The following is a 20,694-nucleotide window of genomic DNA, read 5'->3' on the forward strand; positions in this document are numbered from 1 at the left end:
CATCCTCGTAACCCGCGTAACCCGCGTGAACCGCGTGAACCTCGGCAGAATCCGCCCGCCCGGTTGGCGTGCCTCTTCCCCTTCCCCTGTCCCTTCCCTTGTTCCCTTCCCTGCGCCCTGCGCCCTGGCCCTGGCCCTGGCCCTGAGGGCTGATCGACCCGAGAGGAACCCGATGCCCGCGTCTTTCTCCACAGCGATGCTGTCCGCCTCCGACCGGGCGGAGAGCTGGCGCGAAACGGTGTCCCACGCCTTCGTACCCATGACGGTGAACCTCCTGGAGGAGGTCCCGTCACCCGGGAGCGTCGTCGGCCGCCGGCTGGGTTCCGTGTGGATATCGAGGGTCCAGGCGGGGCCACAGGTGGTGACCCGCGACAGGCGCCTGATCGCCGAAAGCGACTCGCCCTCGCTCATCGTCAGTCTGCAGCAGCGCGGCACCGCGCTCAAAGAGCAGGATGGGAGGGAAACGCTCATCCGTCCCGGCGAGTTCTCCCTGACCGACACCTCCCGGGTCTTCCGGAAGAAGGTCGAGGAGGAGTTCGTCTTCACGTCCTTCCACTTTCCCCGCGCGGAACTGAACGTGCCCGAGAGGGACCTGCGGGCACTCACCGCGACGACGTTCAGCGGCACCGAGGGCAGCACCGCACTCGTGGCGTCCTACCTGGCACGGATGGCGCACGAGGCCGAGGCACTGGACGAAGTCGTCGGGCGCCGGGCCGCGGCCACGGCACTCGATCTGCTGGCGATGCTCATCGACGACCGGGGCATGCGCGCCCGGCCGCAGAGTTCGCGAACCGGGGCGTCGCTGGAACGGGTCAAGGACCACATCCTGCGCAATCTCCGCGACCCGGACCTGTCACCGTCCACGATCGCGGAGGCGAACTTCATGTCGGTCCGCTTCCTCCACAAGCTCTTCCAACTCGAGGGTGCCACGGTGGCAGGGTGGATCCGGACACAGCGGCTCGAACGCTGCAGCCGGGACCTCCTGCGGCCGATGGCCGGGGAGGTGGGGGTGGCGGGGATCGCCCGGCGGTGGGGTTTCGCCAACTCCAGCCACTTCAGCCGTGCCTTCCGCGCCGCTTACGGCATGTCGCCGAGGGAGTGGCAGGTCGGTGGCAAGGGGGCGTGAACGCCCCGTGGACGCCACGGAAAGCAACCGGCCTCGGCGATCGCTCCCCCGGAGCCGTCACACCGTTCGCCCGGCCGCGAGGGCTGAGGGCGGCTCCACGCGGTCTACAACACCGATCATCCGTGGCAACTGCCCGAAGGAACGACAGAGGCAGGCGAGCGGCCATGGGAGACCGCGATGCGCGAGACCGAGGAGGAAACCGGCCTAGTGGCATCGGGACTCCGCGCCTACTGGCGGCCGTCTTCAGGTCGCCCGGAACGTCCTGGCCGCCGGCGCCCGCCGGATTCGTCTTCGACGGCTGGTGCCTGACCACCACCCAGCGCTACCTGCACCCCAACGTCCGTCCGATCGCCGCCGGCCGCTCGCCGACGCGGTCAGGACGGGGGTGGTCCCCAAGTGGTCCCCGAAAACGATCGAGGGGCCGTTCCAGATTGCTCTGAAACGGCCCCTCGATCTACGACTCTTTCGAGTCGGGACGACAGGATTTGAACCTGCGACCCCTTGACCCCCAGTCAAGTGCGCTACCAAGCTGCGCCACGTCCCGGTGCCCGTCCGCCCCGGCTTCGAGTTCCGCGGCGGCGTGCAAGAGAACATTACCTCACTTCACGGGGTGGATCAGCACACCCCGCGTCACCGCGGTCCGGGCGGGACAATGACGGGGTGGACAGGGATCGCGATCAGGAGGGCCGGGCCCGCAGTGCGCGGCCGCGGGACGGGCTGGGGCGGCCGCTGCCGTACGGGGCGGCGGGGGTGGCGCGGCAGCCCGAGGGAGTCGCGCGGGAGCCGGCGGAGACGGTGCGGGAGGCACAGCGGCTGCTGGACGCCGGGATGCCGTTCCACGCGCACGAGGTGTTCGAGGACGCGTGGAAGTCGGGGCCCGGGGCCGAGCGGGATCTGTGGCAGGGGCTCGCGCAGCTGGCCGTGGGGCTGACGCACGCGGCTCGCGGGAACGCGGCGGGCGGGGCGCGACTGCTGCGGCGCGGGGCCGGGCGGATCGAGGGGTACGCGGCGCGGGGCCCCGAGGCCGCCGAGGCGTACGGGATCGACTGCACGGGGCTGGCCGGCTGGGCGCGCGGGCTCGCCGGGCGGGTGGAGGCCGGTAGTGCGGGGGTGCCCGACGCAGCGGCCGAGGCCCCTCGGCTGCTGCGGGCCTGACCCTGAGAGCCGGGCCCCGAGCGTCGGGCACCGGGCGTCAGACACTGGGCGTCAGGCAGTGAGGAAGAGTTCCGCGGGTGCGCGGTGGATGAGGGTGGGGAGCATCGATACCGGGCGGTCGTCGGCCGGTCGCAGTCCGGGCAGCAGCCGTATGAGCTCCTGGAGCGTGGCCCGTAGCTGGACGCGGGCCAGCTGGGACCCCGGGCAGCCGTGCGGGCCGTGGCCGAAGGCGAGGTGGCGGGGGTGCGGCCGGGGCCGGCTGAGGTCGAGGACATCGGGGTCCGGGTGGCGTTCCGGGTCCCGGTTGGCGGAACCGTACGCGACGAAGACGGTCGCTCCGGCGGGCAGTTCGGTGCCCGCGAGGGTGACGGGCCGGGTGGTGGTACGGCGAAAGCCCTGGACGGCGGTGTCGTAACGGGCGGCCTCCTCGACGGCGTCCGGGACGAGCGCGGGGTCCGCGCACAGCAGGTCCCACTGCGCGCGGTGGGACAGCAGGTGGAGCACCGTGGTGCCGATGAGCGCCGTGGTGGTGAGGTGCCCGGCGATGAGCAGGTTCTGGAGGGTGGCGACGAGTTCGCAGCGCTGGTCGTCGGTGAGATCGTCCGCCCCCGGGCCCGCTGCTCCTTCGGGAGCGAACGCGGCGACGAGGGCCGTGATCAGGTCGTCGCGGGGGTGGGCACGGCGGGCGCGGGCGTAGTGGTCGAGCAGCCGCTGGAGCGCGACGACCTCGTGGGCGGCGGCGACCTGCTCGTCCTCCGGGAGAGGCCGGAAGAGCAGGCGTTCGGCACTGTACGAGCCGTGCACGGCGGCCGGTACGTCGGCCGCATCCAGGCCGAGGAGCCGGCCGATCACGGCGGCGGGGAGCCGGCGGGCGTAGCGGGCCATGAGATCGGCGCTGCCGTGCGCGGCGATCGCGTCGGCGAAGTCGCGGGCGAGGAGGCGGGCCTGCTCGGTGACGTACGGGGTGAGCAGGGCGATCCGGGCGGCGGACAGGCCGCTGTTCAAGGGCGCCCGGTGGCGGTGGTGGGCGGAGCCGTCGCTGGAGACGACGGTGGGCCGGGGCGCGAAGCCGGTGGCGAGGACCGCGAGCGCGGCGGGACCGGGCTGAATGTCGGGGCGCAGGGCGTGGACGGAGGAGAAGTCCTCGGACCGGAGCAGGACTTCGCGGACGTCGGCGTCGCGTGAGACGAGCCAGGCGTCGAGGAGCGGCACGAACGTGAGGCCGGGGGTACGGCGGGCGCGGGCGTACAGGGGGTACGGATCGCGCTGGAACGCGTCGAGGCGCGCCTGGTGGTCCTGCCCGGCCCCGGCCGCCGCCGGGTCCTGCCCCGTGTCCTGCTCCGTGTCCTGATCCGTGCCCTCGGCCCGGCCCATGGCCTTGTCCTGATCCACGCGGTTCCTCCGCACGCAGGGGGTGGGTGTGGTGCGCCGCGCCCCATGGTGCGGGGGCGCCCTGCCGGGTGACCAGGGGCGCGGGGACGGGTGGCGTGAAAGGGACGTACGAGGGGCCGTTCACGGCCGAGTCGCGCCCCCTGCGAGGCCGGGGACCGGGCGCACCGGTCCACCGCTCCGGCCGGGTCGGGTGCGGGGTCGGGCCGGTCGGCGCGAAACGGGACGGTGCGGAACGGGTCGGTGCGGGTCAGGCGGCGTTCAGCGCGTGGAGCAGGACCTCGGTGTGGCTGTGTTCGGGGTCCTTGGCGGCGGTCAGCAGGGTCACCGGACCTTCGGCCGCCCGTGCGCGCAGGTCCGAGAGGGCCTCGGCGGCGTCCGGTTCGGCGAGTTCCCGCTCGTACCGGCGGCGGAACTCGCCGTACTCCCCCTCCGGACCGTGGTACCAGCGGCGCAGCCCGGTGGACGGGGTCAGATCCTTGGGCCACACGTCGATGTGCGCGTCCGCCTTGGCGAGGCCGCGCGGCCAGAGGCGGTCGACGAGCACCCGCAGCCCGTCGTCGGGTCCGGGCGGGTCGTAGATCCGCCGCACGCGGACCCTGGGGTGCGAGGTGTGAGCCATGCCCTCAGGGTGCCGGAGCGGCGGGGGCCTCACACCTCGGGCCGGAGGCTCACCCCTCGGGCGCGTCCTCCGGCCGGGGCGCGGCCTTCCGGTCGAGCGCGGCCGGACCCGGGACCGCGCCGGGGGCCGTACCCCCGCCCGGACCGGGGGACGGATCCGAAGCCGAGCCCGGGGCACCACTCACGCCGAGCGCCGGAAGCAGCACCGCGTCCACGAACACCGGCATCGTGTCCACGTCCTCGAAGCGCTCCTCGAACAGGCGCTCGACGCGCAGCATGCCCAGGAAGCTGGGGGCGACGAACCCGATCGCCGGGTTGTCGGCGGCGATCTCGCCCCGCTCGACGCCCCGTGCCAGCATCGCGTCGAGCGCGGCGACCTCGGGCTCGATGACCGTCTCGCGCAGCGCGGCGCGCAGATCGGGGTGCTGGATGTACGCCTGGCTGACGGCCTCCATCAGTTCGGCGTCGCGGTCGCGGCGACAGGAGGCGACACGGGCCGCCTCGCGCAGATCACCGGCGAGGGAGCCGGTGTCGATCCCGGTGAAGACGGTGACCCGGCGTTTGTCGAGGGCGGCGGTGACCAGGCGCGGCTTGGTGCCCCACTGGCGGTAGAGGGTGGCCTTGCCGCACTTGGTGCGGGCGGCGACGCCCTCCATGGTGACGGAGTCGTAGCCGCCTTCGCGCAGCATGCCGATGACGGCCTCGTACAGCTCGGCCTCCCGCTCTGGGGTGAGCTTGCTGCGCCGGGCTGCGGCGGTGGCGGCCTTCGTGGACATCGATTTCCTCCCGGACACACCGGACATCATCCCGTACCGTCCGGCCTCGCTCGCCTCTGCCCGGGCGGCCGTCCGCGGCTCGCTCCGCGCACTGCTCCGCGCACTGCTCCGCGCACTGCTTCGCGCCCATCCGAGAGTAGGACGCGCTCAATCGAGACGCAAACGTATCGAGACGGTTGCGTCTCGATGAATTGGCCTCTAGAGTTCCTCCGTTTGTTGTCGATTTTGGTGGAAAAAGGGGCCGTGCCATGGCTACCGGGATACGCGGGATACGCGGAGTACGTCCTGCCGCACCGGGGGCGGCGGCTACCCCCGTACCACCGCCCGAAGACTCGAAGCGGGAAAGATCACTGTTCGCCCGGCCACCGGCCGGCCGGCCCCCGCTCGTCCGCGAGCTGCTGCTCGTCACGGTGCTGTTCCTCGTCTACAAGCTCGGCAGGCTCTTCGCCAACGGCCACGAGACCCGCGCCTTCCACAACGCCGACCGCGTCTGGAACGCCGAGCGCGCGGTCCACCTGCCCGGCGAGGAAACGATCCAGCAGCTCCTGCTGCACGGCGAGGGGCTGGTCCGGGCCGCCAACACGTACTACGCGGCCGTGCACTTCCCGGCCACGATCGCCTTCCTCGTGTGGCTCTACTGGCGCCGCCCCGGCCATTACGTCTGGGCCCGCCGGACCCTTGCCCTCGTCACCGCCGCCGCGCTCGCGCTGCATCTGCTGATGCCGCTGGCGCCGCCCCGGATGCTCGCCGCGAGCGGCCTGATCGACACCGGACGGATCTACGGACCGTCGGTGTACGGCGCGTCGCCCGAGACCGACACGATGGCGAACCAGTTCGCGGCGATGCCCTCCCTCCACTTCGGCTGGGCGCTGATGGTCGCGATCGGGCTGATCGCCGCCACCCGCTCGCGCTGGCGCCTGCTCTGGCTGCTGCACCCTCTGCTCACCCTGCTCGTGATCGTCGGGACCGCCAACCACTACTGGTTCGACGCGCTGGCCGCCACGGTGCTGCTCGGCATCGCGCTGTACGCGGTGCCCGCGCCGGGCCGCACGCTCGGTGAGGACGAGGGCGAGGACGACGTCCGGCCCAGAGCTCCGCTGACCCCCGCCACCGCCGGGGCCACGGCGGGGGCCCTGTGATGAGTACGGCCCTCGGGACCCTGCTCGCGGTCCTCCTCTCGCTCGTCTCCGCCGCCGGGTACGCGTTCGCCGCCGTCGCCCAGTCGCGGCTCGCGTCCGCCAACCCGGCCGGGCAGGGGTCGCTGCGGCGGCTGCTCGGCCGCCCGCAGTGGTGGTGGTCGGTCGGCCTGAACGCCGCCGGCGCGCTCGCCCATGTCGCCGCCCTGCGGTACGGGCCGCTCACCCTCGTCCAGCCGCTCGGCGCGCTGACCCTCGTGGTGGCGCTGCCGATCGGGGCGTACGGGGCGGGGCGCCGGGTCGGCCGGACGGAGTGGCGCGGCGCGGCCTGGACGCTGGCCGGCCTGGTCGGGCTGATCGCCGTGACGGGCCCGGTGGCGCCCGGCGAGATCCTGGACATGCGCGAGACGCTGATCGTCACGGGAGTGACGCTGCTGGTCATCGCCGTCCTCGCCGGCCGGTCGCGGGCCCGGATGGGTACGGGCTCACGGGGGCGGGGCCTCGGGCACGCGATGGCCTCCGGTGTCGCGGGCGCCGTCGGCTCGGCGCTCACCCAGACGCTCACCGTCGCGTTCGCCCAGGACCTGCCCGGCGGGCCGACGGCGTGGTGGGAGACGACGGTGCTCGCGCTTTTGATCGCCGCGTTCGCGGCGGGCGGGCTGGTGCTCGCGCAGGCCGCCTACCAGGGCGGGCTTGCCGCCCCGCTCGCGGTGGTCAACATCGCCAACCCGACCGCCGCCGCCGTCATCGGCGTGGCGCTCCTCGGCGAGACGTTCCGCGCGGGCTCCTGGGGCTGGCTCGTCGCCGCGCTCGCCGCGCTGATGGCGGGCCGGGGCGTCCTGCTGCTGACAGCCGGCCTCGAACCCGAGACGGGAGCCGGGGCGGAATCCGGGGTGAAATCCGGGGCGGAAACGGTCCTGGCGCCGGTCCCGCTCCAGCCCCCGGCCCCGGCCCCGGCCCCGGCTACAGGCGAGAAGCCGAACCTGGCCGGAGACCCGGTCACGGAGACGGTTCCGGCCGGGGCCGGAGCGAGCGGCGGCCATGCTCCTGCGACCGCACCCGGACCTTTCCCCGTGGAGATACTTCCCGTGGAAACGCTTCCCGTACGGGATGCGTGGGACGGACGGGAGCCCGGGGACGTACCGCGTCCCCGCACCGCGTCGAACCCCGTGCCCATGCCCGAGCCCGCCCGCTGAGCCGGAACACCCACCGGCCGGGCGACACCGGCACCACCCGGCGGTCCGCTGACATCTCGCGGGCCGCCGGTTCGTTTCTCAGCCGGACGCGATGCCCAGGGCCTCGCGTATCCCGGCGGCCAGTCGCGCGTCCAGGCCCGGCACGGTCATCCGGTTCTTGACCACCGCGAAGGAGAACCGGTTCGCCGGATCGGCGAAGCCCGTGGTGCCGCCCGACCCGCTGTGGCCGAAGGCGCCCGCCGGGCGCACCGGCGACGGACGGCTGTCGCCGACCATGAAGCCGTATCCCATCGCGCCCGGCCCGCCCATCGTCCGGTCCACCCCGCTGAACTGCGGGGTGGCCGCGGTCTTCAGCGTGGCTCCGGACAGCAGCCGCACCCCGTCGAGCTCGCCGCCGCAGGCCAGCGCCGCGTACATCCGGGCGGCCGCACGGGCGGTCAGGTACCCGTTCGACGGCAGCACCGCGCTCCGGAAGTCGGCGCGGTTGGCCAGCTCCGCGAGGGGCAGGACGCCGGGCGGAGCGGCGACGAAGAACGGCGCGCCGGGCGGCATCCGGTCCAGCAGCGCCCCCCAGCCGCCGTCGTCGCAGTCCGCCACCCGTGACGCGAGGTGCTCGGGGATGTGGAAGAGCAGGTCGTCGCCGATCCCGAGCGGCTCGGCCAGCTCCTCGCGCAGCAGCTCGTCGCAGCTTCGGCCGGTGGCGCGGCGCAGGATCTCCGCCACGAGGATGCCGTAGGTCCAGGCGTGGTAGCCGAACGCGCTGCCCGGCTCCCAGCGCGGCGGCTGCGCGGCCAGCCAGTCGGTCATGGCCGGCAGGTCGAGCAACTGCTCCACGGTGACGTCCGGTGGCAGATGGGGCAGCCCGGCGGCGTGGCCGAGCACCTGCCCCAGCGTGATCCCTTCCTTGCCGGCCGCACCGAATTCGGGCCAATGGCGCGCCACGGGCGTGTCGTACGCCAGCGCTCCCCGGTCCACCAGTACGGCGACCAGCGCCGCCGCCACGCCCTTCCCCATCGACCAGGCCGGAATGATCGTGTCCGGCCCCATCGGCCGCTCGCCGGCCGCGTCGACGGACCCCGCCCAGGCGTCCACCACCGGCTCGCCGTCGAACCAGGCGGCCACCTGCACCCCGCACTCCGCGCCGGAGGCGGTCACCTCCGCCAGGATGTCCTCGACGCGCCGTTGTGCCGCGTTGTCCAGCCCCGCCGTCCTCGTCCCCATCGGCCGTGTCCCTCCCCCGTGGGCCCGCTTCCCGGGTCCCCACCGCTTCCAACTCCCCCGCGCCCGCCAGGGTTCCCGGCCTCCTCACGTCACCCTCCACGCCCCGCACGAACACGAGCCGGACATACACCCGAACCTACGACTCGGATGTACGCCCCGGCCGTACGACCCGACACACAGCCCCACGCACGCCCCGGGCGTACGGCCGGAAACCGACGAGGGCGGGCGGGCCGGCGGACCGGCGGCACTACGCTCGGTGGGCACCGGCCCCGCGCCCACCCCCGCCCCTCTCGTGTGTCCCGCCGCTCCCACCCGCGCCTTGCCCGGGCCGCTCCCGCGTGCCCCGGGCGGCCGTCCGCTCGTTCTCCCTCCGCCCGCCCCGCTCTCCCGCGCCGCCGAAGGGACCTCCATGGCCGAGACTCCGACCATCTCCCCCGCCTCCCTCCAGGACTGGTCGACGGTCCGCGACTGGGCCGCGGCCGAGGGCTGGAACCCGGGGCTCGCGGACACCCGCACGTTCTTCGCCCAGGACCCCGGCGGCTTCTTCCTGGGACGGCTCGGCGGAGAGCCGGTGTCGGCGATCTCCGTCGTCAACTACGACGCCGACTACGCCTTCCTGGGGTTCTACCTCGTCCGTCCCGACCTGCGCGGACACGGCCACGGCCTGGCGATCTGGCGGGCCGCGCTCGCGCACGCGGGCGGGCGGACGGTCGGGCTCGACGGGGTGCCGGCGCAGCAGGACAACTACCGTCGGTCGGGGTTCGTCCTGGCCTACCGGTCCGCTCGCTACGTCGGGGAAGTGCCGCGGCCGAAGCGGCCCGCGGCCGGGGTGGTGGCGGCCGAGCGGGTCGATCCGGCCGCGCTCGCCGCGTACGACAGCGCCTGCCACCCGGCCGACCGGCCGAGGTTCCTCGCGTCCTGGCTCGGCACGCCGGGGCACCGGGCACTGGCCCGGGTCGTGGACGGCCGCCCCACCGGATACGGCGTCGTCCGGCCCGCCGAGCGGGAGGCGCGGATCGGCCCGCTGTTCGCCGACACCCCGGCCGACGCCGCCGCGCTCCTCGACGCGCTCGCCGCCGAGGCCCGGGCCTTCGGCGCGTCCCGGATCGCCGTCGACATGCCGGAGGTGAACCCGGCGGCGGCCCGGATCGCCGAGGAGCGCGGGCTCACGCCCACGTTCGAGACGGCCCGCATGTACACGGGTCCGATCCGTCCGGTCGCGTGGGAGCGGGTCTACGGCGTGACGACTCTCGAACTGGGCTGAGGTAGGGAGCCGCGCGGTGGGCGGTGACGGGGACTGGCAGCGGTTGGTGTCGGGGCTGTTCGGGCGGGTACGGCGTGAACTCGCCGACGCACTGGAGGGGCTCGCGGACGCCGCGCTGGACGAACGTCCCGCCCCGGGCCTCAGCAGTCCCGGGTGGCTCGCCTGGCATGTGGCCCGTGGACAGGACCGGAACGTGTCCGAGCTGATGGGCGCGCCCCAGTTGTGGGTGGCGGACGGCTGGGCGGCGCGGTGCGGACGTCCGGCGGATCCGTCGGACACCGGCTTCGGTCACTCACCGGCCGAGGCCGCCGCCTTCCGCAGCCCGGGGGGTCACCTGCTCCTCTCGTACCACCGCGCCGTCCACGAACGGACGGAGCGGTACTGCGCGTCGGCACCGGCCGACGACCTCGGACGGCTCGTCATCAGCCCGACCCTGGGCAACACCCACACCGTCGAGGAGCGGTTGCGGGGTCTTCTCGCGGATTCCTTCGCCCACTTGGGGCAGATCGCCCTACTGCGCGGGGCAGTGTCCGGCGGAGTGCGGGAAGAGCCGGGAACGCGACAGGGGGCCGGAAGCGTGGGAGGGGCCGGGATCACGGTGCTCGCGGCGGGATTTCCCCCGGGCGGTTCCGGGCAGTCTCCCGGCGGATGCCCGGCCCTTTCCCGGTGTTCGGCCGGGGCTCCCCCGCCCTTCCCCCGCCACCCGCCGAGGGGGACAAGGGTTTTCCCCGTATCGGGCACACCCCGGCGTTCCCTACTGTCTGGCCCATCGGCAGATCCCACCCCCCGCCACCCTCCTGCCCGGCGCAGGGGAATGGCGGCGGGTTTGCCGGGGGCGGCCTTGACCCGGGCCGTCGCGCCGGTGGCGGCGCGAGGGACCCCACTCCCGGGGAACGGCGGGACGCGACCCCACTTCGCCCCCTTCGTTCCCGCGCCGCCGCCCAGCTCCCTCTCCCCCCCTTTCCTTCGCCCCGCCCGGCGGATCCGCCCGACAGATCCGCGCGGGAGACCCGCCCGGGACGCCCTCACAAAAACCGGCCGTCCCTTTCGTCGCCTTCCGGCCTCCCTGCCCTCTTCCGCCGTCTCCCTCGCACGCGGGCCGGGCCCGCGCGACACGGCCTCGCGGGCCCGTTGGCGTATATACGCCGAACGTGACCGGTGAAGTGCCCCGGTCACCGTGCCCCCCTGCGTACACACCGTCGCCCCTCGCCCCGTCGTCGCAGGTCAGCGCGAGGTCGGCGGACTACACCACGAAAACGCGCGCCTGCCGGATGTGGCCCATTCACATGCCCTTCACCATGGGCACCTCGTCCGTATCCCGGACACGGGGCCTGGACTGCGGCGCCGGGCTCCGTATCCTCTGCGCAACGGGGCTCATGGGAGGGGCCCGAGCGCCGGAGGGTGGTGGACACGTGACGACAGCGCAGCTGCGGCCTGCGCCGGTGGGCCGGGAGGAACTCCTCGCCCGCTTGGACCACGTCCTGCGTCATCGGGGCCAGGCGCTGCTCACCGGTCCCGCCGGCGTCGGCAAGACCGAGGTCGCCCTCGCCATGGCCGCCCGCGCGGAGGCGCGGGGCGAGACCGTGCTCTGGCTGTCCACGCTGCCGGCCGACCGCGAGATATCCGGGGCGGCCGCGGCGGCCCTGGTCGCCTCGGTCGCCACCACCCTCGCCGGGCAGGCGCCGGTCACCAACGGCGGACGCCGGCGGGTGGTGACCGCCGACCCGCAGGGCGGGACACGGAGGGTGCCGACACCCCGCTCGCGCCCGCCCCACCTCGAGCCCGCGGCCCTGGATGCCGCGACAGGACCGGGCCCGGCCTCCCCTTCCGGGAACGGCTCCGAGCCCGGGCTTGACCCCGGGTCCGGCGCGGGCTCCGCTCCGGGCTCCGTTTCAGATTCCGTTTCAGGTTCCGTTTACGGCTCACCTCCCGGTTCCGGATCTCGCTCCGTTCCGGGTTCCGCCCCGGCTCCCGCTCCCGCTTCCACTTCCGCCGGTGCCGTGACGCCCCGCGGCCGGCTCCGCTCCTCCGCTTCCTCGGCCGTCCCGCTCGGAGTGACCGCCTCGGGAATCCTCGAAGGGCTCCCCGGGCCGCAGCGGGCCGCCGTCGCCGTGCTGTGCCGTGAGGCCCCGCCCCAGGACGGGGGCCGGGACCCGATCGCGCTGCGCCTCGGCATCGCCGGGATCCTGCGGACGCTGACCGCGCGGGGCCCCGCGCTGCTCGTCGTCGACGGCGTCCAGAGCATCGATCCGGACAGTGCCGATCTGCTCCGCTTCGCCCTCCACTTGGCGCCTCCCGCGCTGCGGGTGATCGCCGTCGAGACCCCCGAGGCGTACGGCACCGGCGCCCCCGGAGCCGCCGGACGGCCCTCCGGTGGCCCGGACCATCCGCACGACACCCGGCTGTGGGTGCCGTCCGAGGCGGACGTGCTGCTGGTCCCGCCGCTCCAGGCCGACGAGATCGCCGAACTCCTCATCCATCACCGGCTGCCGTCCCGGATGGCCGGCCGCGTCCACAAGGCCAGCGGCGGCAATCCGCGGCTCGCGCTCGCGGTCGGCCGCTCGCTGGCCGACGCCCGGACCCCGGTGCATCACGCCGAGGCGCTGACCCTGTCGGGGCGGGCCCGGGACCTGGCACGGCAGTTGCTCGGGGCCGCGCCGGACGGGGTGCGCGAGACCCTGCTCCTGGCGGCGCTCGCGCTGCGGCCCACCGCCACGCTGATACGACGGGCCGGGCGGCCCGACGCGGAGGCGGACCTGGCGGCGGCCGAACGGGCCGGGCTCGTCTCGCTCGCCGAGGACGGCACGGTCGCGTTCACGGCCGGACTGCTGCCGTCGACCCTCGTCCACGACGCCTCCTGGGCCCGGCGCAGCGCGGGACACGCGGCGCTTTCCGGGGTCGTCGACGACGCGGTGGAGGCGATACGCCACCAGGCGCTGGCCACCGACGCGCCGCAGGAAGAACTGGCGGCCGAACTCGCGGAGGCGGCCACCGTCGCACGGCGGCGCGGCAACAGTCCGCTGGCGGCCGAACTCGCCCTGCTGGCCGCCGAGTCGACGCCGGGCATGGACGCCAAGCAGCGGATCGGCCGGCTGGCCGACGCCACCGAGGAGGCCGCCCGGGCCGGCCGCGCCGATCTCGCGATGCGTGCCGCGGCGGACCTGCTCGCCCGGGACGCGTCGCCCGCCGACCGGGTGCGCGCCCGGCTCGCCGTCCTCGACACGGCGGGCCAGGGTCTGGCAGGGCTCGACGAGATGTACGTCCACGCGCTGGAGGACTCCGAGGGCGACACCGCGCTGCGGGCCGCCGTACAACTTCGACTTGCCGTCAAGTACGTGGTGGCGGACGGCGATCCGGCCCGTTCCCGGCTGGCCGCGATGGCCGCGGCCGAACTGGCGGGGTCGATCGGCGACAGCCGTACGACCGCCGAGGCCCTGACTCTCCAGGCCCGGATGGAGCGCGCGCTCGGTTCGCCGGGCGCGGAGACGGTGCTGGCGCGGGCACGCGAACTGGAGGCGGCCGAGCGGCCGGCCGGAGTCCACAACGCCGCACAGATCCTGACGATCCGTCATGCGGTGTTCGACGGGCGGCTGGTGGAGGCCCGGTCCCAACTGGGCGCCCTGCTGCCCCTCGTCCAGCGGCGCGGCCCGGTCGAGGACGCGATCGAACTGCTCATCACCCTCGCGGAGATCGAGTCGCGGATCGGACCGTGCGCGGCCGCCCTGACGCACGCCGGGCAGTCCCTCGCGCTGACCCTGGAGGCGGGCCTGTCCCCGGGGCCCGCCTGGTACGCGCTGGCGCTCGCCGAGACGGCGGGCGGCAGTTTCGCCCGCGCGGCCAGCTACGCCCGGCGCAGTGTGCAGGCGTCGGAGGAGGAGGGCGACCGGGTCTTCCTGTCGCGCAGCCTGTACGCGCTCGGCCGCGTCCAGCTCGTCAACGGGGACGTGACCGCGGCTCTGGAGACCCTGCGCCGGGTCGAGGCGAACGAGCGTGCCCAGTCCACCGTGGACCCGTCGATGCTGCGCTGGCACGAGGAGCTCGCCGAGTCGCTGCTCGCGCATGACGACGTGGCCGCCGCCCGGGCGGTGCTCGCGGAGGTGCGGCCGGTCGGCGAGCGGCTGGGCCGGGCCCGGGTGCTGCTCGGCTGCGACCGGGCGTACGCGCTCTGTCTGGCCGCCGAGGGCCGTACGGACGAGGCGGCGGAACTGCTCGCGGGCACGGCGAGCCGGTTCGCGGACGCGGAGCTGCCGCTGGAGCAGGGGCGGGCGCTGATGGCGCTCGCCCGGGTGGAGCGGCGACGGCGACGGCGTTCGGCGGCGCAGACGGCGCTCCAGTCGGCGGCGGCGGTGTTCGAGCGGGCCGGGGCGGCGCCGTGGACGGCGCTGGCCGTGGAGCCGCACGGCGGCGTTACGGCGTCCGAGGTTCCGGCCCACGAGGAGAGCCTGCCCGCGCTGTCCGCGCTCACGGAGGCGGAACTGCGGCTCGCGCGGCTGGTGGGCCAGGGCGCGAGCAATCAGGAGGCGGCGGCCAAGCTGTATCTGAGCGTGAAGACGGTCGAGGCACGGCTGACCCGCATCTACCAGAAGCTGGACGTCCGCTCGCGCGCCCAGCTCGCGACGGCGCTGCGGCCCTGAGTCCCGTACCCGGCCGCCACGGACCCCACCGGACCCGCCCACCGGACCCACCGACCGGCCCCTGGTCACACCGCCGGGCACCCCGACTCCGGCCCCGGCCCCGTCCCGGGCAGCGATTGCGGGCATTCCGGCCCGGCGGGACGATGACAACCGGGGACGAGGCCCCCGGCCGGAGCGGGCCGCGGCACAGCGCGGCCCGGTGGGCCGCCGGGCCCGTCCGGCCCGCGCGGAGGTGACGCACGATGCGGTACGGATCCGGCTCACGCGGTGGCACGCTCGGCGGCTCGCCGGTCGCGACCCGCCCCGAGGACCTCTTCGGCGATCCGGGCGCGGTGGCCGCGCGGGTGCGGGCCCGGCTGGAGGAGGAGCTGGAGTCCCCGGAGTTCCCGGAGGTGGCGGGCTTCGGCGAGGCCACCGGAGCGGACGGGGAGCCGCCGCCCCGCATCGCGCCGGCGGTGGAGGTGGCCCGGTTCGCCCGGGAGGAGCGGGCCCGGGTGCTGGAGGCCGGGGTGAGTGGCTTGGAGAAGCTGGCGGCCGGACGGGCTGACGCGATCGACGAGGACGAGTACGTGGGTGTGGCGGCGATCGTCCTCCTGGAGGGCCGGCCCGCGATCCCGGTGCGCGGACGGGACTTCGTCTCGCCGCCGGAGACCTGGGCGGTGCTCGACGGCGAACGGGCGGAGATCGGCGCGTCGCTCGCCGCGGTCGGCCGGGTGGTGGTCGACGGGCATCCGAGTCTGGACTGGATCGGCACGGCTTTCCTGGCGGGGCCGGAGGTGGTGCTGACGACCCGGCGCGTGGCCGCGGAGTTCTGCCGTGCCGACGGCGCGGGCTGGGCGTTCCGGCCCGGGATGACGGCGCGGCTCGCTCCCGGCGAGGAGCTGCCCGCGCATCCGGCGCCCGGCCCCGTGGCGGCGGCCGAGCAACTCCCGTACGAGATCACCGGGGTGATCGGGGTGCACCCGGACGCCGACCTCGCGCTGCTGCGGCTCGCCCCGCCCGCCGGTGAGCCGCGCCCGGAACCGCTCGCGATCGCGGCGGACGCGCCGGCGGACCTGCCCGGCCGGGCGGTGTACGTGATCGGCTATCCGGCCGGGGACGGGCGCCGCGACGAACCGGAGACGATGCGCCGTATCTTCATGGACGCCTACGACCTGAAGCGGCTCCAGCCGGGCCGGGCCACCGGCTTCTCGCCGGGCTCCCTGGAGTTGTGGCACGACTGCTCGACGCTCGGCGACAACGGTGGCGCCCCGGTCGTCGACCTCGCCGACCACCGGGTGCTCGGGCTGCACACCGGCGGGCGCTACCGGGTCGGCAATGTCGCCGTGCCCCTGTGGGAGCTGGTGGACGATCCGCTGCTCGCCCGCGCGGAGGTCAACTGGGTGTGAGCGGCGCCCTCATCGGGCGGCGGCCATCATCGCGAGGAGCCGCGAGAGGTCCCGCTCGAAGGTGTACTCGCGCAGCAGGGTGGTGGGCGCGCCGGACGCGTCGAGCCGCCAGAGGAAGTGGTAGAGCACGGGCTCGCCGTCCTTGACCCGGCGCATCACGACGGAGCCCAGGTCGCCCGAGAGCCCGGCGGACGGGAAGGTCACGTCGTCCACGGAGTCGCCGATGTTCTGCCCGCTCTGCTTCAACATCCGGAATCTGTCCATGAAATGACGCTTCGTCAATACGGCTGTACGGCCCTCCTGGTCGACCCGCACGTTCTCGAACTCGGAGTCGTACAGGGCGTCGAGGAGCTCGGTGTCGAGGACGAGCCCGGCCTCCAGATAGGTGCGCATACGGGCGATCAACCGCTGTTCCAGGGCCTGTTCGGTGTCCAGGTGCATGGTGACGGTGTCCTCTCGGCGGGATGGAGTGGGTGACGGGCTCCACCGTGCCGGGTGGCACCGACGGATCACCGACATCCCGCCGACGTCTTCCGCGCGGGAGGCAGCCGATGCCGTGTCGGACGTCAGGGGCCAGAGGCCAGAGGTCAGAGGTCGGATAGCGGACGTCGGGCGTCAGACGTCAGGCGTCGGACAGCAGGCCGAAGACGGGGCGCAGGCCGTGCGGGCGGCGGTCGACCGGAATCGGGTCCACGAAGTGCACACGGGCGCCGAGCGCGACGGCCCCGCCGTCGGCCTTGCGGTCGTCGCCGACCATCAGCGTCTCGGCCGGGTCGAGACCGAGTTCCCGGCAGGCGTAGCGGAAGATGGCCGGGTCCGGCTTCTGCACGCCGACCTCGAAGGAGAGGGCGAACACGTCGATCCACTGGTCGAGTCCGTGGAAGCGGAACACCGGTCGCAGGTCCCAGGCGATGTTGCTGACGACGGCGACGGAGACACCGGCGCGGCTCAGTTCGGCGAGGGTGCGGGCGGTGTCGGGATACGGGTGCCATGCCTCGGGCGTCTTGTGGCGCTCGTAGAGCGCGTCGGTCAGCTCCGGGTCCGTCACCCCGGAGGCGTGGATCAGCCCGGTGTACGCGGCGCGGTGCCGTTCGGCGTCCAGGTCGCGCTCCTCCCACAGCCGCTCCAGCCGGGCGGGCACCTCCTGCGGCGCAGGGCCGCCGGGCAGCGCGCCGTGGTGGGTGAGGCGCTCCACGATATGGGCGAACGCGTCGCCGGAGAGCCGCGCGCCGGTCGCGGCGAGCCCCGCGTCCAGCCAGTGCGCGATGGACTCGACACGCAGCAGCGTGCCGGAGAAGTCGAACATGACGCCTTTGATCACCCTCCGATCGTAGAACGCGAAACCGACGACACCGGGACGGGAACTACGGGAAACCTTTCCGCGTTATACCCCCCACGGGTATATCGAAGCAGACGTGGCGCAAGCCCACGGCGAGGAGGCGACGGTGCAGGGGACCACGACACAGGACGGCGCGGCGCGCGAGGAGCGGGGCGTGTCGGACGGCGGCGCGCCGCCGCGGCGGCTGGCGGCACTCCGGCCGGAGCAGGCCACCGGGAAGGCCCGCGAACTGCTCGCCGACATCGTCGAACGGCACGGATCGGCGGGCGAGATGGTGTCGACGATGGCCCACTCCCCCGCGGTCCTGGAGGGCTATCTCAGCCTGTCCCGCGCCACGAAGCGGGTGAAGATCCCCCGGGCCCTGAGCGAGAAGATCTCCCTCGCGGTCCAGGAGTGGATCGGCTGCGGGACCTGCCGCCAGGCCCATGTCGACGCCGCCCGGGCCGCCGGTCTGCACGACAGCGACATCGAACTGGCCCGCCAGGGCACCTCCACCGACGCCCGCGAGGCCGCGCTGATCGCCGTCGCCCTGAAGGTCCTCGTGGAGCCGAGCGCGCTGGGCGACCAGGACGTGGCGGAGCTGCGGGAACACGGCTGGAGCGACCGGATCATCGCCGAGGTGGTGTCGGTGGTGACCCTCAACATGCTCACGGGCGCGTTCAACCTGCTGGCCGGGATCCAGCCCGCGGACGACGACGAGGCGTAGAACGGCACGCGGAAGCAGGGCGAGGAAGACAGGAAGCGGGGCACGGGAGGCGGGAGACGGGAGACCGTACGCGAGAAGCGGGACGGTCCGGCCCGGCCCCGGCTCCCGAAGGTCCCGCCCACCCCGCCCCGTACGCCGTCCGGTCCAGGAATCCCCTGCCGCCCGGGCCCGCCCGTGATTCGATGGGCGGACCCGCACGGCCCGCCGACCATCGGAGCGTCCATGCCTTCTCGCCCTCTCACCGTCGCCGTCCTCGGCACGGGGATCATGGGAGCCGCCATGGCCCGGAACCTGGCCGGGGCCGGGCACGCCGTACGGGCCTGGAACCGGACCCGAGAGCGCGCCGAGCCGCTGGCGAAGGACGGGGCGCACATCGCCGACACTCCGGCCGAGGCCGTCACGGACGCCGATGTCGTCCTGACGATGCTGTACGACGGGCCGGCCGCCCTCGACACGATGCGCCAGGCGGCACCCGGTCTGCGCGCCGGAACGGTGTGGATGCAGTCGACCACCGCGGGACTCGACGGCCTCGCCGAACTCGCCGACTTCGCCCAGGCCCACGGCCTGGTCTTCTACGACGCCCCCGTGCTCGGCACCAAGGCCCCGGCCGAGGCCGGGGAGTTGACCGTCCTCGCCGCCGGGCCCGAGGCCGGCCGGGAGACGATCGGCCCCGTCTTCGAGGCCGTCGGCGCCCGTACGGTGTGGACCGGCGAGGACGGCGCGAGCGGCTCCTCGACCCGGCTCAAGCTGGTCACCAACAGCTGGGTCCTCGCCGTCACCAACGCGGCCGGCGAGGTGCTGAACCTGGCCCGGGCACTCGGTGTGGATCCGGGCGCCTTCTTCGAAACCATCGACGGCGGCGGGCTCGACATGGGCTATCTGCGGGCGAAGACCGCGCTGGTCCTGGAGGACCGGCTGACTCCCGCGAGCTTCGCCGTGACGACCGCCGCCAAGGACGCGCGGCTGATCGTCGAGGCCGGCCGCCGGTACGGGGTGCGGCTCGACGTCGCCGAGGCCGGCGCGGCGCGCTTCGGCCGGGCCGTCGCCCAGGGGCACGGCGACGAGGACATGGCCGCCGCGTACTTCGCCGGTTACGACGCGGACGCCGAACTCGGGCGCGTACACCGTGAGGTCGGCACCCGCGAGGTGCCGGACGGCAGCGCCGACACGGTACTGCTGCGCCGTACGTACGAGACCGGTGCCGCCGACCTGTGGGACGCGCTCACCACGCCCGGGCGGCTCGGCCGCTGGTTCCTGCCGGTCACCGGCACCCTCGCGCCCGGCGGGCACTACCGGCTCGAAGGCAACACGGCCGGCGAGATCCTGGAGTGCGTCGCCCCCGAACGGCTGCGCCTGTCCTGGCTGTTCGGCCCCGACCCGGGACTGAGCGAGGTCACCGTCCGGCTCACCCCGGCCGGCCCCACCCGTACGGTGCTCGAACTGGAGCATCTGACCGTCGCCTCCCCCGAGTTCCGGGCCCGCTACGGACCGGGGGCCTCGGGTGTCGGCTGGGACATGGTCCTGCGCGCCCTGGCCCGGCACCTCACGGGCGCCACGCTCGGCCGGGCCGAGGCGACGGCGTGGGAGACCTCCGCGGAGGGGCGCGCCTTCCTCACCCACGCGGGCGAGGCATGGGGAGCCGCGTACGCGGCGGCGGGAGCAGATGCCCGGACGGTGGAGTCGACGACGGCGGCGACGATCGCGTTCTACACCGGCGAACCCGCCCGGTAGGACCCCGCGGGCCGGGCGGCGCCGACCCGACGTCCAGGCCCCGTCACCCCGCGCCGCCCCGACCCGACCCACCCCGGCCGGACGTCCCGAGCCGCTCCCCCGAACCGCTTCCCCGGGCCGCTCTTCCGGGCCGCGTCAGCCCGTCAGACCCGGATGAGCGCCATCAGCTCGTCGTGGGTCCGCTGGTCGGCAGCGGCCACGAGCCCCCGGCCCGGCCGTCCCGGCTCCCCGAGCGGCTGCCCGTCGAGGCCGGTGACGACACATCCGGCGGCCCGGCACAGCGCGATGCCGGCGGCGAAGTGGACCGTGTCGGCGAGATCGCCGCCGTCCGTGACGTACGCGGCGCGCCTGCCCGCCGCGACCCAGGCGACGGCCAGCGAGGAGGAGACGACCCGGGGACGGAATCCGGCGGCGAAGCCGGGGTGGGCGAGCAGGTCCACGGCGCGGAAGCCGGGCGCGTTCGGGAAGGGCGCGTCCAGGTTGACGTCCACCAGGCGACCGGCGGCGGACGGCGCGAGCGGGGTGTCGGCGCCGTCGCGGCGCACCCGGGCCACCTGGCCGTCGGTCCAGAAGACCTCGCCGGCGAAGGGGTCGGCCACGGCGGCGGCTCCCCCGCCGAGGGCCACGTTGACGGCGACGACCATGGTGCCGTGGGCGTAGTTGAGGGTGCCGCACAGCGGGTCGACGTACCACTGCCGTCCGGCCCCGGCGACGCCCTGTTCGCCACCCTCCTCGCCGAGCACACCGTCGTCGGGACGGGCGGCGCGGAGCACGTCCAGGATCGCCCGCTCGGCGGCGAGGTCGGCGGTGGTGGCGAAGTCCCCGCCGCCCTTGTCGATCCGGTCGAGACGGCGGCCGTAGAGGTCGCGTACGACCTCGGAGCCGGCGCGGGCGGCGGCGATGGCCACCTCGGCGTCGGCGGCGAGCAAGAGATCGCGGGCGTCGAAGGCGTCACGAAGGTCCCCGGCGGGGGTGGAGGTATGCGTCATGCCGCCACGCTAGCGCCGGCCCG

The 20,694-nt window shown here is 74.6% G+C and carries 17 protein-coding genes, 1 tRNA gene and 2 pseudogenes; 12 read left to right on the forward strand and 8 right to left on the reverse strand.

Annotation, left to right across the window (positions count from 1 at the left end):
* Nucleotides 1-172 precede the first annotated feature (172 nt).
* Nucleotides 173-1,126, forward strand: a complete 954-nt coding sequence (locus tag ABZ990_RS04595) for a helix-turn-helix domain-containing protein (RefSeq protein WP_361225174.1) — start codon at nt 173-175, stop codon at nt 1,124-1,126.
* Nucleotides 1,127-1,255: 129 nt separating this feature from the next.
* Entirely contained in the window at nt 1,256-1,435 is a 180-nt protein-coding gene (locus ABZ990_RS04600) for an NUDIX domain-containing protein (RefSeq protein WP_361225732.1), read from the forward strand.
* A 161-nt stretch (nt 1,436-1,596) separates the two neighbouring features.
* Here the strand turns inward: ABZ990_RS04600 and ABZ990_RS04605 are convergent.
* A tRNA-Pro gene (locus tag ABZ990_RS04605) sits at nt 1,597-1,670 on the reverse strand.
* A 116-nt stretch (nt 1,671-1,786) separates the two neighbouring features.
* Between ABZ990_RS04605 and ABZ990_RS04610 the strand changes: the two genes are divergently transcribed.
* The gene (locus ABZ990_RS04610; RefSeq protein WP_361225177.1) at nt 1,787-2,281 is read left to right on the forward strand and encodes a DUF309 domain-containing protein; all 495 of its coding nucleotides are present in this window, start codon (nt 1,787-1,789) and stop codon (nt 2,279-2,281) included.
* Nucleotides 2,282-2,332: 51 nt separating this feature from the next.
* Here the strand turns inward: ABZ990_RS04610 and ABZ990_RS04615 are convergent, their stop codons facing one another.
* The 3 genes from ABZ990_RS04615 to ABZ990_RS04625 all read right to left on the reverse strand — a co-directional run bounded on the left by ABZ990_RS04615 (nt 2,333) and on the right by ABZ990_RS04625 (nt 5,067).
* The gene (locus tag ABZ990_RS04615; RefSeq protein WP_361225180.1) at nt 2,333-3,673 is read right to left on the reverse strand and encodes a cytochrome P450; all 1,341 of its coding nucleotides are present in this window, start codon (nt 3,671-3,673) and stop codon (nt 2,333-2,335) included.
* 247 nt (nt 3,674-3,920) lie between these two features.
* Complete coding sequence (locus tag ABZ990_RS04620) at nt 3,921-4,292, reverse strand: DUF488 family protein (protein WP_361225183.1); 372 nt, start codon at nt 4,290-4,292, stop codon at nt 3,921-3,923.
* Nucleotides 4,293-4,341: 49 nt separating this feature from the next.
* Nucleotides 4,342-5,067 carry a TetR/AcrR family transcriptional regulator C-terminal ligand-binding domain-containing protein gene (locus ABZ990_RS04625; protein ID WP_361225186.1) on the reverse strand — a complete coding sequence of 242 codons (726 nt, stop codon included), beginning with the start codon at nt 5,065-5,067 and terminating at the stop codon, nt 4,342-4,344.
* A gap of 248 nt (nt 5,068-5,315) precedes the next feature.
* Here ABZ990_RS04625 and ABZ990_RS04630 point away from each other — a divergent pair, with 248 nt between their 5' ends.
* Entirely contained in the window at nt 5,316-6,206 is an 891-nt protein-coding gene (locus ABZ990_RS04630; RefSeq protein WP_361225189.1) for a phosphatase PAP2 family protein, read from the forward strand.
* A complete protein-coding gene (locus tag ABZ990_RS04635) occupies nt 6,206-7,399 on the forward strand; it encodes a DMT family transporter (RefSeq protein WP_361225192.1) in 1,194 nt (397 codons plus the stop codon). Before ABZ990_RS04630 ends, ABZ990_RS04635 begins: the two co-directional genes overlap by 1 nt.
* A 78-nt stretch (nt 7,400-7,477) precedes the next feature.
* Here the strand turns inward: ABZ990_RS04635 and ABZ990_RS04640 are convergent, their stop codons facing one another.
* Complete coding sequence (locus tag ABZ990_RS04640; protein ID WP_361225195.1) at nt 7,478-8,620, reverse strand: serine hydrolase domain-containing protein; 1,143 nt, start codon at nt 8,618-8,620, stop codon at nt 7,478-7,480.
* A 409-nt stretch (nt 8,621-9,029) separates the two neighbouring features.
* On the opposite strand from ABZ990_RS04640, the gene ABZ990_RS04645 reads away from it, so the two are divergent.
* The 4 genes from ABZ990_RS04645 to ABZ990_RS04660 all read left to right on the forward strand — a co-directional run bounded on the left by ABZ990_RS04645 (nt 9,030) and on the right by ABZ990_RS04660 (nt 15,906).
* Complete coding sequence (locus tag ABZ990_RS04645) at nt 9,030-9,884, forward strand: GNAT family N-acetyltransferase (RefSeq protein ID WP_361225198.1); 855 nt, start codon at nt 9,030-9,032, stop codon at nt 9,882-9,884.
* 46 nt (nt 9,885-9,930) lie between these two features.
* Nucleotides 9,931-11,046, forward strand: a complete 1,116-nt coding sequence (locus tag ABZ990_RS04650; protein ID WP_361225735.1) for a DinB family protein — start codon at nt 9,931-9,933, stop codon at nt 11,044-11,046.
* A 250-nt stretch (nt 11,047-11,296) separates the two neighbouring features.
* Nucleotides 11,297-14,518, forward strand: coding sequence for a LuxR C-terminal-related transcriptional regulator (locus ABZ990_RS04655; protein ID WP_361225200.1), 3,222 nt, complete (start codon nt 11,297-11,299; stop codon nt 14,516-14,518).
* A gap of 242 nt (nt 14,519-14,760) precedes the next feature.
* The gene (locus tag ABZ990_RS04660) at nt 14,761-15,906 is read left to right on the forward strand and encodes a serine protease (protein ID WP_361225203.1); all 1,146 of its coding nucleotides are present in this window, start codon (nt 14,761-14,763) and stop codon (nt 15,904-15,906) included.
* 9 nt (nt 15,907-15,915) lie between these two features.
* On the opposite strand, the gene ABZ990_RS04665 is transcribed toward ABZ990_RS04660, so the two are convergent.
* Nucleotides 15,916-16,347, reverse strand: a complete 432-nt coding sequence (locus tag ABZ990_RS04665) for a hypothetical protein (protein ID WP_361225207.1) — start codon at nt 16,345-16,347, stop codon at nt 15,916-15,918.
* 181 nt (nt 16,348-16,528) lie between these two features.
* Nucleotides 16,529-17,212: an HAD-IA family hydrolase gene (locus ABZ990_RS04670; RefSeq protein WP_361225738.1), complete on the reverse strand. Its 684-nt coding sequence runs from the start codon at nt 17,210-17,212 to the stop codon at nt 16,529-16,531.
* Nucleotides 17,213-17,321: 109 nt separating this feature from the next.
* Here ABZ990_RS04670 and ABZ990_RS04675 point away from each other — a divergent pair, with 109 nt between their 5' ends.
* The 3 genes and pseudogenes from ABZ990_RS04675 to ABZ990_RS04685 all read left to right on the forward strand — a co-directional run.
* Nucleotides 17,322-17,951: a carboxymuconolactone decarboxylase family protein gene (locus tag ABZ990_RS04675; RefSeq protein ID WP_361225210.1), complete on the forward strand. Its 630-nt coding sequence runs from the start codon at nt 17,322-17,324 to the stop codon at nt 17,949-17,951.
* A 222-nt stretch (nt 17,952-18,173) separates the two neighbouring features.
* A pseudogene (locus tag ABZ990_RS04680) lies at nt 18,174-19,055 on the forward strand (NAD(P)-dependent oxidoreductase); the annotation flags it as partial.
* Between the two features lie 108 nt (nt 19,056-19,163).
* Nucleotides 19,164-19,682, forward strand: a pseudogene (locus ABZ990_RS04685) (SRPBCC domain-containing protein); the annotation flags it as partial.
* 143 nt (nt 19,683-19,825) lie between these two features.
* Here the strand turns inward: ABZ990_RS04685 and ABZ990_RS04690 are convergent.
* The gene (locus ABZ990_RS04690; protein WP_361225212.1) at nt 19,826-20,671 is read right to left on the reverse strand and encodes an inositol monophosphatase family protein; all 846 of its coding nucleotides are present in this window, start codon (nt 20,669-20,671) and stop codon (nt 19,826-19,828) included.
* Between the last annotated feature and the right edge of the window lie 23 nt (nt 20,672-20,694).

This window comes from Streptomyces sp. NPDC046203 (assembly GCF_040646255.1).
GTDB lineage: Bacteria > Actinomycetota > Actinomycetes > Streptomycetales > Streptomycetaceae > Streptomyces.